General features: G+C 61.1%; 13 protein-coding genes. 9 read left to right on the plus strand and 4 right to left on the minus strand.

Translation table 11 applies throughout. The features are described 5' to 3' along the window. Positions 1-84: 84 nt before the first annotated feature. Both M2360_RS10890 and abc-f read left to right on the plus strand, forming a co-directional pair. Positions 85-594 (plus strand): DinB family protein, encoded by a 510-nt coding sequence (locus M2360_RS10890; RefSeq protein ID WP_280775150.1) that lies wholly within the window; start codon positions 85-87, stop codon positions 592-594. 55 nt (positions 595-649) lie between these two features. Next, positions 650-2,518, plus strand: coding sequence for a ribosomal protection-like ABC-F family protein (abc-f, locus tag M2360_RS10895; RefSeq protein ID WP_280775151.1), 1,869 nt, complete (start codon positions 650-652; stop codon positions 2,516-2,518). A 15-nt stretch (positions 2,519-2,533) separates the two neighbouring features. On the opposite strand, the gene M2360_RS10900 is transcribed toward abc-f, so the two are convergent. After that, positions 2,534-3,091, minus strand: coding sequence for a DUF1269 domain-containing protein (locus M2360_RS10900; RefSeq protein WP_280775152.1), 558 nt, complete (start codon positions 3,089-3,091; stop codon positions 2,534-2,536). A gap of 101 nt (positions 3,092-3,192) precedes the next feature. Next, the gene (locus tag M2360_RS10905; RefSeq protein WP_280775153.1) at positions 3,193-4,038 is read right to left on the minus strand and encodes a GNAT family N-acetyltransferase; all 846 of its coding nucleotides are present in this window, start codon (positions 4,036-4,038) and stop codon (positions 3,193-3,195) included. 149 nt (positions 4,039-4,187) lie between these two features. On the opposite strand from M2360_RS10905, the gene M2360_RS10910 reads away from it, so the two are divergent. The 4 genes from M2360_RS10910 (at position 4,188) to M2360_RS10925 (ending at position 7,749) form a co-directional block, all read left to right on the plus strand. Beyond that, positions 4,188-5,114, plus strand: a complete 927-nt coding sequence (locus M2360_RS10910; protein WP_280775154.1) for a Gfo/Idh/MocA family oxidoreductase — start codon at positions 4,188-4,190, stop codon at positions 5,112-5,114. A 100-nt stretch (positions 5,115-5,214) separates the two neighbouring features. Then, entirely contained in the window at positions 5,215-6,657 is a 1,443-nt protein-coding gene (locus M2360_RS10915; RefSeq protein ID WP_348529546.1) for a TadE/TadG family type IV pilus assembly protein, read from the plus strand. 7 nt (positions 6,658-6,664) lie between these two features. Further along, complete coding sequence (locus tag M2360_RS10920) at positions 6,665-7,174, plus strand: pilus assembly protein (protein WP_280775155.1); 510 nt, start codon at positions 6,665-6,667, stop codon at positions 7,172-7,174. Next, positions 7,174-7,749: a pilus assembly protein gene (locus M2360_RS10925; RefSeq protein WP_280775156.1), complete on the plus strand. Its 576-nt coding sequence runs from the start codon at positions 7,174-7,176 to the stop codon at positions 7,747-7,749. Before M2360_RS10920 ends, M2360_RS10925 begins: the two co-directional genes overlap by 1 nt. A 12-nt stretch (positions 7,750-7,761) precedes the next feature. Here M2360_RS10925 and M2360_RS10930 read toward each other — a convergent pair whose 3' ends face one another. Further along, complete coding sequence (locus M2360_RS10930) at positions 7,762-8,208, minus strand: DNA polymerase III subunit chi (RefSeq protein WP_280775157.1); 447 nt, start codon at positions 8,206-8,208, stop codon at positions 7,762-7,764. A gap of 23 nt (positions 8,209-8,231) precedes the next feature. Beyond that, the gene (locus tag M2360_RS10935) at positions 8,232-9,734 is read right to left on the minus strand and encodes a leucyl aminopeptidase (RefSeq protein ID WP_280775158.1); all 1,503 of its coding nucleotides are present in this window, start codon (positions 9,732-9,734) and stop codon (positions 8,232-8,234) included. A 136-nt stretch (positions 9,735-9,870) separates the two neighbouring features. On the opposite strand from M2360_RS10935, the gene M2360_RS10940 reads away from it, so the two are divergent. From M2360_RS10940 to lptG, 3 genes are all read left to right on the plus strand, one after another. Then, a complete protein-coding gene (locus tag M2360_RS10940; protein ID WP_280775159.1) occupies positions 9,871-10,623 on the plus strand; it encodes a phosphatase PAP2 family protein in 753 nt (250 codons plus the stop codon). A gap of 76 nt (positions 10,624-10,699) precedes the next feature. Beyond that, on the plus strand, positions 10,700-11,863 hold the full coding sequence (locus tag M2360_RS10945; protein WP_280775160.1) for an LptF/LptG family permease: 1,164 nt from the start codon (positions 10,700-10,702) through the stop codon (positions 11,861-11,863). Next, entirely contained in the window at positions 11,860-12,948 is a 1,089-nt protein-coding gene (lptG, locus tag M2360_RS10950; protein ID WP_280775161.1) for an LPS export ABC transporter permease LptG, read from the plus strand. The genes M2360_RS10945 and lptG overlap by 4 nt, the downstream gene beginning before the upstream one ends. The last annotated feature ends 18 nt before the right edge of the window (positions 12,949-12,966 follow it).

The following is a 12,966-nucleotide window of genomic DNA, read 5'->3' on the forward strand; positions in this document are numbered from 1 at the left end:
GGGCCATCAGAAGATTTCATATCAGACCCGACTTCAGATTGATGGAACCTCGCGCTATGCATCCTCTCAAAGGGGAGACGCGCCATGATCGATACGTTTCGTATGTTCGCCGCCTATAACCGCTGGGCCAACACAACGCTTTACAATGCGGCGGCAGCGATGAGCGAAGAGGAGCGGCGCGCGTCCACCGGCGCCTTTTTCGGCTCGCTGCACGCCACGCTCAACCACATCCTCGCCGCCGACCGCATCTGGCAAAAGCGCTTCACCGGCGCGGGCGACGCGCCGACCCAGTTGGACGCCATTCTGTATGACGATTTCGCAGCGCTTCGACAGGCGCGCGCCGCCGAGGATGAACGCATCATCGGCTGGATAGACAGCCTGTCCGAGACCGATATCGCGGGACGGTTCACCTATACGCCGGTGAGTTCGACTGAGACCGTCACGCAAAAGCTGAGCGGCGCCCTGTCCCATGTGTTCAACCACCAGACCCATCATCGCGGCCAGTGCCATATGATGCTGACGAGTCAGGGCAAGCCGAGCCTGGCGCTCGATCTGGTGTATTTCATTCGCAGCGACGGCAAAGAGTGGATGTGACGGAGAGCGCGAAGGCCATATTCCCCTCACCGCTTTTTTCCGCTAAAGCGCGGGCATGATCGCGATTTCAGGACTGACAGCCCGCATTGCCGGGCGACTTCTTCTCGACGACGCCAGCGTCTCCCTGCCCACCGGCGTCAAAGCCGGCCTGGTGGGGCGCAATGGCGCGGGTAAATCCACACTGTTCAAGATCATCACCGGCGAGATGGCGCCCGAATCCGGCGACGTCTCGGTGCCCCGGGGCGCGCGCATCGGCCAGGTGGCGCAGGAAGCGCCGGGCACCGACGATCCGCTGATCGAGATCGTGCTCGCAGCCGACAAGGAGCGCGCCAGCCTGCTGGCGGAAGCCGAGACGGCCACAGATCCGCACCGCATCGCCGAGATCCAGGTCAGGCTCGCCGACATCGACGCCTATTCGGCCGAAGCCCGCGCCGCCTCCATTCTCGCCGGCCTCGGTTTCGACGAAGAGGCCCAGCACCGACCCGCCAAGAGCTTTTCGGGCGGCTGGCGCATGCGCGTGGCGCTCGCCGCCGTGCTGTTCTCCGAACCGGATCTGTTGCTGCTCGACGAACCGACCAACTATCTCGACCTCGAAGGCGCTCTGTGGCTGGAAGATTATATCCGCCGCTATCCGCATACGGTCATCATCATCAGCCATGACCGCGATCTGCTGAATTCGGCTGTGAATTCGATCGTGCATCTCGACCAGCAGAAGCTCACTTTCTATCGCGGCCCCTACGACCAGTTCGAACGGCAGAAGGCGGAAGCCGAGGAATTGCAGACCAAGGCCAAGGCCAAGAACGAGGTGCAGCGCAAGCATCTGCAGAGCTTCATCGACCGTTTCAAGGCCAAGGCGTCGAAAGCCAAGCAGGCGCAGAGCCGCATCAAGGCGCTGGAACGACTGGGCACCGTGGCCGCCGTGGTGCACTCCCATGTCCAGGGCTTTTCCTTCCCCGACCCCAAGCGCGAGGCGGCCTCGCCGATCATTGCGGTGGAAGGCGGGCTGGCGGGTTACACGCCGGGCAACGCCATTCTCAAAAACATCAATGTCCGCATCGACACCGATGATCGCATCGCCCTGCTCGGCTCAAACGGCAACGGCAAGTCGACCTTCGCAAAATTCATCTCCGGGCGGCTCGCGCCGCTGGGCGGAAAGGTCACGTCTGCGCCGAATCTCAAGGTCGGCTTCTTCGCGCAGCACCAGCTGGACGACCTGATCCCGGATCAGAGCGCCGTCGATCACATCCGCCGCCTCATGCCGATGGAGCCCGAAGCCAAGGTTCGTTCTCGCGTGGCGCAGATGGGGCTGGCCACCGCCAAGATGGATACGGCGGCCAAGGATCTCTCGGGCGGTGAAAAGGCGCGTCTGCTGATGGGCATCGCCGCTTTCGAAGCGCCCAATCTGCTGATTCTCGACGAGCCGACCAACCATCTGGATATCGACAGCCGCCGGGCGTTGATCGAGGCGCTGAACGATTATTCCGGCGCCGTGATCCTGATCTCGCATGACCGCTACCTGATCGAGGCGACTGTCGACCGTCTATGGATCGTGCGCGACGGCACGGTGAAGGCGTTCGAAGGCGATATGGACGAATATCGCGACATCGTCGTGGGTTCGAACAAGAAGCCGCGCAAGGAAAAGGAAGAGACGCCTGCGCCGCAGGCCGCGGCGCCCGCCCAGCCCAAGCGCGGCAATCCGGCGGTGTTGCGCAAGAAAGTCGAGGAATTGCAGGCGATGATCGGCAAGATCGAGCGCCTGATCCAGGGCATCGACACCGAACTCGCCGATCCCCAGCTTTACGCCAAGAATCCCACCCGGGCCGGCGAACTCACCAAGGCGCGCGCCAATGCCGCCAAGAAGCTCGCCGACACTGAGGAGGAATGGCTGCTCCTGTCGACCGAACTGGAAGAGCTCGGCGCCTGACGGCGCCGTCTCGGGTCAGAGCGGCTGAGTTCCGTCGTCTGGACGGTTGGGCTCGGCGTCGGCCAGAGGAGATGGCGCGACCTCGCGGCGGGCCTTGTCGAAAATCTCCATCAGCCGCGCTTCCTGGCTGCGATCGAGATTGGTGCGGATGATGCGGCCGCCATGGGCGCTCATCGCCTCGATCACGCGATCGGACGAGGCGCGCTCGGCGAGCAGGAACAAGGCCGCCTGGCCCGGCTGCAGGACGCTGGCGACATCCTTCATGAACTTGTCGTTGACGCCGTAATCGGTCAAAGCGCCCGCAAGCGCGCCGGACGCCGCGCCGGCGGCTACGCCCATCAGCGGGTTGAAGAACAAAAGGCCGGCCAACAAGCCCCAGAAGGCGCCGCCGGAGGCGCCCAGCGCCCAGAGATTGACCATCTGGTGCAGCTTGATCTCGCCATCCGGCTCCGCAGTGGCGACGACGGCGTCATTGACGGTGACGAGATAATCGCGGGAGAGATTGAAGAGCCCCTTGCGGGCCTCCTCTGCTTGAGCCTGGCTGTCATAGCCGAAGACAATGAGTTCGGACATTGCAGTTCCTTTCCTGTCAGCGCCCCTCTCTTATGATATGGGGTGCGGCGCCTCGGATTAAACCGCAGTCCCGTGAATTCTCCGCGACATCCCCGGCGTCATCAGCCGAGCTCGAAGGACGTGACCCCGAAAATGCGCCTGAGCGGCAGTTCCGGATAATGGCCGCGATACATCCGCGCCGTCTCGAACACCGGCTGCATGCCGTAACGCAGGGCGAGCGCTCTTGCTTCGGGATTGGGCATGGGAATGTCGAGATAGATGTCGCCGCCGCCGACGCCGGCCACCAGCGCCCGGAACAACCGGTCGGCGATCTCGGGACTGTCGGCGAAAAGCGGACCGATCTTGAAACCCGAGCCGCAGGCGCGGATGGCGCCGAGGCCGCTGATCGATCCACCGTCGCGGAACACCAGCGCGGCGCGTCCATGGCTGGCGTCGGCGGATGCATCGAGCCAGGCGGTGATGAACCTTTGGCGCGGGGCCGGATTGCAGGCGGCGTCATAGGCCACCAAAGCGTCCGTCGGCACGCTGGCTGCCGGAACGATTCGCGGATCCATGGGCGCGTCCAGAAGAAGTTTCGCGCCATAACGGGCATTGGCATGGGCATAGGCGAAGCCGGATTTGCGATAGTTTTCCTGCTGCGCCACCACGCCGTCGAGCCCGACAGTGCGCGCCGGGCTCATCGCCAGCACCTGGCTCCATAGGCGGAAGCCGAGGCCTTGCCCGCGAAACTGCGGCAAGACGATGTAGAAGCCTAGAAAACCATAGTCGGGATGATGATGCACAAGCGAAACGCCTGCTGCGATCTCACCATCGACGTCATCAACCCAATAGCCATCCGGATCGGCGCGCCAGAATGCGTCCGCATCGCCCAAACCCGGATTCCAGCCTTCCTTCGCCGCCCAGGACACCAGCGCCTCGAGATCGGTTTTTGTCGCCCTTCTGATCATGCTTGCCACTCCCGTTCTGGCAGTGCATCACAAAAGGCGCGGTTTTACCAGTTGCTTCCTCGGCTCGGCGCTTGCCCGGCGGCGGCATTCTGGTAAGAGCGAATAATAATCATACTTTTCCAGGAAACACTCAGTTCGGGAACAGACAGATGGCCCCCATCAAGCTCGCAATCGTCGGCGTCGGTAAAATCGTGCGCGACCAGCATCTTCCGGCAATCGCTGGAAACGGAGACTTCGCCCTCGTCGCCACCGCCAGCCGTCATGGAACGGTGGACGGCGTGCCGGCTTTCAAATCGATCGAGGACATGCTCGCGGCCATGCCGGAGATCGAGGCGGTGTCGCTGTGCATGCCGCCGCAGTTCCGCTACGAGGCGGCGCTGACCGCGCTCAACGCCGGCAAGCATGTGTTTATGGAAAAGCCGCCGGGCGCGACAATTTCCGAAGTGGAAGACCTGAAGCGCATCGCCGCAGCCCAGGGCGTGTCGCTGTTCGCCAGCTGGCATTCGCGCTATGCGCCGGCCGTTGAAGCGGCCAAGGACTTCCTCGCAGCGTCGCCGATGAAGTCGCTGTTCATCAACTGGAAGGAAGATGTGCGCCACTGGCATCCGGGTCAGGCCTGGATCTGGGAGCCGGGCGGCCTCGGCGTGTTCGATCCCGGCATCAACGCCCTGTCGATCCTGACCCATATTCTGCCCAAGCCCGTCTTCATCACCGAAGCCGAGCTGGAATTCCCGGAAAATCGCGCCGCCCCCATCGCCGCGAGCATGCGCTTCTCCAACGCCGACAAGCCTGACGTCTCGGCGGAATTCGACTGGCGGCAGACTGGTCCGCAAAGCTGGGACATCGAAGCCGAAACCGAAGCCGGCAAGATGCGGCTGGCGGATGGCGGCGGCAAGCTGTTCATCGACGGCGCGCTCGCCTTCGAGGGGCCGATCATGGAATATCCCAATCTCTATGCGCGCTTCGCCGAGATCGTCACAGCCGGCGTCAGCGATTGCGACATCGCGCCGCTGACGCATGTCGCCGACGCCTTCATGCTCGGCCGCCGCAAGATCGTCGACGCCTTTCACGATTGACAACAGCCGCCCCGGATCGGCTTGAAACGGGGCGTCTTAACCGAATGGCAAGGCTTGGGCGTCATGATCACTTCGGAATGTATTTTTCCGGAGTGATATTTTGAGCCCTTTGCTGACAGGCATGTTGCGCCGTTACCGAAGCGCCGCCGCACGCGCAGCGGCGCTTTTCGGCGCAGATCGCAGCGGCAATTTCGCGCTGACATTCGCTCTCATTTCAGTTCCGATGTTGATCGGCGTGGGCGCATCCATCGATTATGTCCGCGCCTATAATATCCGCGACCGCATGCAGGACGACCTCGACGCGGCGCTGATCGCCGCCGTCCGCGAAGTGGACACGCTGACCGAAGACAATATCAAGGAGCGCGTCAAGGTTTGGTTCAACGCGCAGGGAAGAACGGCTGGTATTTCCTACAGGGTCGACACCGACACGATCGCGATCAGCAAAACAAACCGCTCCATCCAGGCGACCGTCCATGGGGAAGTTCCCACAACGCTGATGAAGATCGGCGGCGTCAACAATGTCAGCGTCCAGGTGACCGCCGCCGTGGCGGGACCGGCGACCTCCTATCTCAACGTCTACATAGCGCTCGACAAATCCGCCTCGATGCTGCTGGCGGCGACGAGCGCTGGGCAGACGACCCTCATGAACAAGACAGGTTGTAACTTCGCCTGCCATGAGAAGGAAGGCGGCCCGTGGACTGTCAACGGCAAAAGCTATGCGCTGCGCTACAATACCGCAAAGGCTCTCGGCGTGACGCTGCGCGCCGATGTGTCAGTCACGGCCGCCCAGGAAGTCGTCGATCTCATCAAGGCTGCAGATCCCACCGGTTTGCGCATCAGGGTCGGCTTTTACACACTCGGCTCCACCGCCACGGAGGAACTCGCGCCGACTTACTCTATGTCGGCGGCAACCAATGCTCTGAAAACCGACACCGACCTAACCAGTGCGAAATCGATTGCCTATTCATATTTCGACAAGTCGCTTCCGGCTTTGGCGGAACTTGTCGGAAATGCTGGGGACGGCAGTTCTGAGAGTTCACCGCTCAAACTCGTGCTGATTCTAACCGACGGCGTGCAATCTCAACGCAGTTGGGTGACGACGAACAACGGCACCGCGACGAAAGACGGCACTTGGATATGCGTGGCCTCTTCCGGCTCGACCTGCATCAAATACAATATAAGCTATTTCCCCGACCAACCGAAAGTTTCCCCCCTGAATCCGGGCTGGTGCCAGGATATGAAAACCAATACCGCCACTGTCGGAGTTCTATACACAGAGTATCTCTCCATCGATAAGGACTGGGGCTACAACGGCACAGTCGGGGAAACCATGGCCACCAGCGGCTTCACGTCCGTATGGGGCGGAACGCTGAAAACAGGCGTGCCGTCCACCACCACGCGCCGCAACTATATTCCCACTGCGCTGTCCGACTGCGCCACCTCCTCCGATCTCTTCCTTGCCGCAAACGACCCCGACGAAATCGAGGCCGGGTTGGCGAAGATATTTTCCCAATATCTCGGCTCCGTTCGGTTGACGCAGTGAGGGCGGCATGAGGCGGATTCGCAGCTATCTTCTCAACCGGAAAGGCAGCACGGCGATCGAATTCGCAATCCTGGTGCTGCCGTTCATGGTCATCATCCTGGCCATTATCGAAATCGCCTTGATGTTCTTCGTCGATTCGGCGTTGGATTCCGCCGTCCAAAAGGCAGTTCGCCAGGTGCGCGTCGGCACGGCGAAGTCCGGAAGCTGGGAGATCAGCAATTTCAAGGCGGCGATCTGCTCGGAACTGTCCTATTCCTTCTCCTGTTCGGCCAATCTGCTCGTGCGCGTATCGGTGATCACCGACATGAACTCCGTGACGAAGGTCAATCCGTCATCGGGCGGCGTGCTGAACGTGACGGAAGCCTTCAATATCGGCAATGCCGGCGACTATGTGCTGGTGCAGGCCTTCCTGCCCTGGGATCCGACGCTCAAGCTCTACACTTTTGCTTCGGGCCGCCTGAATGACGGGCGTTACGTGCTGGGCGCCGCAGACCTCTTCAAGAACGAGCCCTTCTGATGCCGGATTCGCACCCGAAGACAAAACGGCCCTCGATGTTCCGGCGCTTCCGCAAGGACCGCTCCGGCGTGTCCGCCATCGAATTCGTATTGATCTTTCCGATTCTGGTCGCCTTGCTCGCCGGCACCGTCGATTTCGGCCAAGCGCTGATGGTGTCGCGCAAGATGAACCAGATCGTCTCGACGCTCGGCGACATGATCGCCCAGAAATCCAGCTGGACGACGTCGGAAGCCACCGCCATCATCACCGGCTCGACCACGATCATCCTGCCGTTCTCGACCACAAATTTGAAGATCAAGCTCGCGGTGGTCGACGTGGCCTCCGACCTGTCCGCCAAGGTCAATTGGGGCCTATCCTATCAGGACACCGTGCCGGCCGCGAATAGCGCTTCGCCGGTGACCGTTCCGACCACGATCGCCCAAAGCGGCGTCCAACTGGTGACCGTCGTTGCTACCTATCAGCTGACCACGCCCTTTTCCAGCCTGTTGGAGCCTGTGACAGGCGTCTCGACCTATAATTACAGCAAGACCTATATCATGCGGCCGCGCGTGAAAGACACGATCACACTGGATTGACGAAAATTCCCATCAGGCCTTCTTTGCCCAGCGGCCGTCATTGTTCTGCTGCCAATAGGACAATTGGCCTCCGCTGGCCTTGAGACGCTTCCACTGCGCGCGCGCCTCAGCCAGTTGCGCCTCGTCGTGACCATCGAACATCAGCACCAGCCGTTCATAGCCCGCAATGTCCTCGGGAACTGCGCCGTCGACATAGAAGCGGATATGAGCGGCGTTGGGATTGCCGGTCGCGGAGGTGATCAGGATGGGCTGCGCGTCAGCCATCTCCTCGGAAGCGAGACCGTGCGGCAGAAAACTTTCGGCGCGATAGGTCCATAAATGGGCGTCCAGCGCCGCTTCGCGATCGGCGCTCGTCGTTTGCACGGCGACGCGCCATTTGCGCTCAAGGCTCTTTTCGAGCAGAGGCGGAAGCGCGTCCTCCATCTTGGTCTCGGTGAGATGATAGAAGAGAATATCCACGCGTCCGCCCCGCTCTTGACTTGTCAGGCTTCGTAATAGGCCCGCACCAGTTCGTCCAGCAACCGCACGCCGTAACCCGAGCCCCAGGACTGATTGATCTCGTCTGATGGCGCGCCCATGGCGGTCGAGGCGATGTCGAGATGCGCCCAGGGCGTGGAGCCGACGAAACGCTTGAGGAATTGCGCCGCCGTGATAGCGCCCGCCTGGCGGCTGCCGCCGGTGTTCTTCATATCGGCGAAGCGGCTGTCGATCATCTTGTCATATTCGCGACCCAGCGGCATGCGCCACAGGCGCTCGCCCGTGGTGATTCCCGAGATCAACAGATTGGCCGCCAGCGCGTCGTCATTGCAAAACAGGCCAGCGTGATGCGCGCCGAGCGCCACGCCGATCGCGCCGGTGAGCGTGGCGAGATTGATCATGAAGGCGGGCTTGAAGCGCTCATTCGTGTACCAGAGCGCGTCGCAAAGCACGAGGCGGCCTTCCGCGTCGGTGTTGATCACCTCGATGGTCTGGCCGGACATCGACTTGACGATGTCGCCCGGGCGCTGGGCGTTGCCGTCGGGCATGTTTTCGACCAGGCCGATCACGCCGACCACATTGACCTTGGCCTTGCGGGCGGCAAGCGTGTGCATCAGACCGGTGACGGCGGCCGCGCCGCCCATGTCGCCCTTCATGTCTTCCATGCCGGCGGCAGGCTTGATGGAGATGCCGCCGGTGTCGAAGACCACGCCCTTGCCGATGAAGGCATAGGTCTTGTCCTTGGATTTTGCGCCCTTCCACTGCATGACGACGAGACGCGGCGGACGAACGGACCCCTGGGCCACACCTAAAAGCGCGCCCATACCGAGCTTGCGCATGTCCTTTTCGGTGAGGATTTCGATCTCGACGCCGAGCTTTTCGAGTTCTTCCGCCTTGGCGGCGAATTCCAACGGCCCCAGCACATTGGCGGGCTCATTGACGAGGTCGCGTGCGAGAATCACCCCGCCGGCCACGGCTTCGGTGGTTTCGAAAGCTTTTTTCGCAGCCGAGGCCACAGCCGTCACCACCGAGATCTTGGTGGGCTTGTCGCCGCCATTGCCGTTGTCTTCGGCGTCGTCCTTCTTGGTCTTGTAGCGATCGAAGCGATAGGCGCGCAGCAGCATGCCGAGCGCGAAATCGGCGGCGTTCTTGGCAGTCGTTTCATGATTCGGGATATCGAGGAAAAGAGCCGCCTTCTCCGCGTCTCCGAGCGCCGCCGCCGCGACGCCGCCCACCTTTAGCCAATCCAGCGGTCCGAACTCGCTCTTTCCGCCAAGGCCGATGACGATGATGCGCTCAGCCGTCGAGCCTTCCGGCGCGAGAAGATCGAGTTTGCCGAATTTCTTGCCCTTGAACCTGGCTGTCTTGGACGCCTTGTCGATCACGCCAGCCGGATCGAGATCCTCGGGTGCGGACGTCGGTCCCTCATCCGAAAACCGCAGCACCACAGCGAGGCCGCCCGCAACTTTTTGCGAGCGGGAGAAAGAAAAATCGAGACGCGAAGACATTCGCAGCACCTTTCATGACGAGTATCGATTCTGATCTTGGACAACGCAGGGCGCAATGCAAGCTCAAGCCTGCAAAGCCTGTCATATTCGTGTTATCAAATTTATTGATTTTCGACACCGCTGACAGGATCGACGAATGATGATCATTGCGGAATACGAAAGAATGGCTTTGCCCTACACCTTGCTCGCCATGGTGGCGTCCACGGTGACGCTTGGCGTTTTTCAGGCGTTCCCCGGATTGGATCTGGCGACGGCGAAGCTCTTTTGCCATGCCTACGCCGTCGGCGACCTGGCCGCACAGGGCCGTTACTGTCCCGGCTTTCCAGCCCAAGTCGACCTGCGCGTGATGGCGATTCGAAAGATTCTCTTCTTTTTGCCGCCACTCGTCGTCGCTTTCCTCGCGCTCGACATGATCTATCGCTGGGCAATCACGCCGCCCTGGCTCTGTCGCGGCTTTCGTTTGGAGGCGCTGGCGATCATCGCCTATCTGGTCGTGCCGATCGGCGTGGTGAACGGAATTTTCAAAGAATATTCCGGTCGCCCTCGCCCCTATGAAACGCATCTGTTCGGCGGCGACCTGAATTTCGCGTCGGTGGCTGATTTCAGCGGCGCCTGCACCGGCAACTGTTCCTTCATCTCCGGCGAGGCCGCCGCCGCCGGCTGGCTCCTCGGGGTCGCCGTCATTCTTCAGGCGCGGCGCCCCGTGCTCAGCCGCATCCTGATCGCCGCCGCCGCCGTCACGCCCGTTCTTCGAGTTGCAATGGGTGGACACTACCTGTCGGACGCGCTGCTCGGTTGGCTCGCCGGCGCCGTTTCCCTGCCTCTGATGATGCTCTGCGCCGCCCCTCTCAAAGGCGCTCTCATGCAAGTGATCAAAAGCCGGACTTGATCGTCCCTATCAAAAGTGCGAAATCGCTGGGCCGGGGTCCGCGTGGAGCCCATAAAAACAGTCCTGCGGAACCTGGATGTATCTGATCGAGACCTACATCTTCGGGCGAGTGTTTCGGATGTTCCTGTCCGCGCTGGCGCCCGTTTTGGCCATCATCTGGGCCACACAGGTGCTCGGCCGCATCAATCTGGTCACCGATAGCGGCCAGTCGATCGGCTCGTTTGCCCTGCTCGCATCCTATATCCTGCCCAACATCATCCCGTTGGTGCTGCCTTTTGCCGTGATCATCGGGGTGGCGCAGACGTTCCACGCGATGAACAGCGATTCGGAATTGCCGGTGCTCGACGCCGCCGGAACGCCGAGGCGATATCTGTATCGGCCGGTTTTGGTGCTGACATCGCTTCTTTGTCTGGTGTCCTTCTCGATCGACAATTTCGTCGAACCGGTCACGCGAATCGGCATGCGCAAGACGATCGCCGCCACCTATGCCGACCTGTTGTCGTCGGTGATCGAGGAAAAAGCATTCCGCAAGATCGACGACGGCCTGTATGTTCAGATTTCCGAGCGGGTGAAGGGACGGGTGCTGCGCGGCCTGTTCGTGGCGGATTCCCGCGATCCACGCTATGAGATGCTGTATTACGCCCGCGAAGGCGCTGTTGATCCGAACGGCGGCACGCTGATCATGAAAGACGGCGAAATCCATCGCAAAGCGCCCACCGGCGGCGTCTCGATCATTCACTTCGATTCCTATTCCTTCGATCTGTCAGACCTGTCGGAATCCAAGGGCGAAGCCAAACTGAGGGCTGCGGACCGCGACCTTCCCTTCCTGCTGAAGCCCGATGCCAACGACGCCGACTACAAGGACGATCCTCTGAGTTACCGCGCCGAATTGCACCGGAGGCTCACGGACTGGTTTTTCCCGATCACATTCGCCTTGATGGCGCTGGCCTTGGCGGGCAGCGCCCATTCTCATCGGGAGCGAAAGGTTCATCCACTCCTGCCGGCGCTTATCTTCGCCTTCGCTTTCCGCTGGGGAGCCTTCTATTTCGCCAATCGCATCGAAAACGGCGAGGAACCCTGGCCGCTCTATGCGTTCACAGGCTCAATCACCCTCATCCTTATCCTGGTGATCCTTCGTTCCGGCCAGAGGCTGGGCAGGCGCGGCTCGCTGGTCGACCGCTGCGAAACGATCATTCGCCGCCGTCTCCGCTCTGACGACGCAGAGGGAATATCCTCATGATGACAGGCACACTGTTTCGCTATTTCCTCCGGCGGCATCTGACGACCATCATGTGGTTTCTGCTTGGTATAGCCGCCTTGATTTTCCTGCTGGATTTCGTGGAGAATTCCGGCTTGAGGGGCGCCGTGCCGGGCTTTACGCTGCTCGATGCGCTGTTTCTCACTCTGATCCGCGTTCCCTCTATCCTACAGCAAACCATTCCCTTTGTAATGCTGCTTGCTGGAATAACCACGCTCGTGGCGCTCAACCGCCGCCAGGAAATGGTTGTGACGCGCGCCGCCGGCGTTTCGGTCTGGCAATTCATGACGCCGTTCGTGACCGGCGCGCTCGTCACCGGCCTGCTGGCAATCTTCGCCCTCAACCCGATCGCGGCGGCCGGAATGCGCATGGCCGAGGATATCGAATCCGCCGCCAAGGCCGCCAAGCATCTCAACCGCAAGACCCAGATCATCCCCTGGCTCCGCCAGATCACCGCCAGCGACGACGTGATCATCGGCGCGCTAACGGTGGAAGAACGCGGCACGCTGCTCATCGATCCCGTCTTCATCCATTTCGGCGCCGGGCGGCGAATCGTGCTCAGGCAGGACGCGGCGAGCGCAAGATTGAAAGATGGTTACTGGCTTCTAAACAAGGTTTCGGAAACGCGGCCAGGGCAAATACCGGTTGTTCTCGAAACGGCGCGCGTCAGCACCAATTTGAAACAGGAATTCATCCAGCAGCGCATGGCGCGTCCGGAAACCGTTAGTTTTCTTGGGCTTCCGCACCAGATCGCGGCGGCGCGCTCATTCGGCGTCTCAACCAATGCGTTGGAAACTCAGTTCCACTCCCTGCTTTCCCTGCCATTTCTAATGGTGGCGATGACGCTCATTTCGGCAACAGTTTCATTGAAATTCTCTAGGTTTAACCAAAGCCAGAGCATGATTTTCGGTGGCGTGATGGCAGGCTTCGTGCTTTATGTCGTCACCGTGCTGGTAAAGGCGTTTGGAAGCAGCGGAGTCGTGCCGCCATTCGTGGCGGCCTGGATTCCAGTAGTTGTCGCGCTGTTTCTCGGAACGACGCTTTTGTTGCATCAGGAGGATGGTTAGTGGCGGCAGTCGACCGCA

It is taken from the genome of Rhizobium sp. SG_E_25_P2, assembly GCF_029892285.1.
GTDB lineage: Bacteria > Pseudomonadota > Alphaproteobacteria > Rhizobiales > Rhizobiaceae > Rhizobium_E.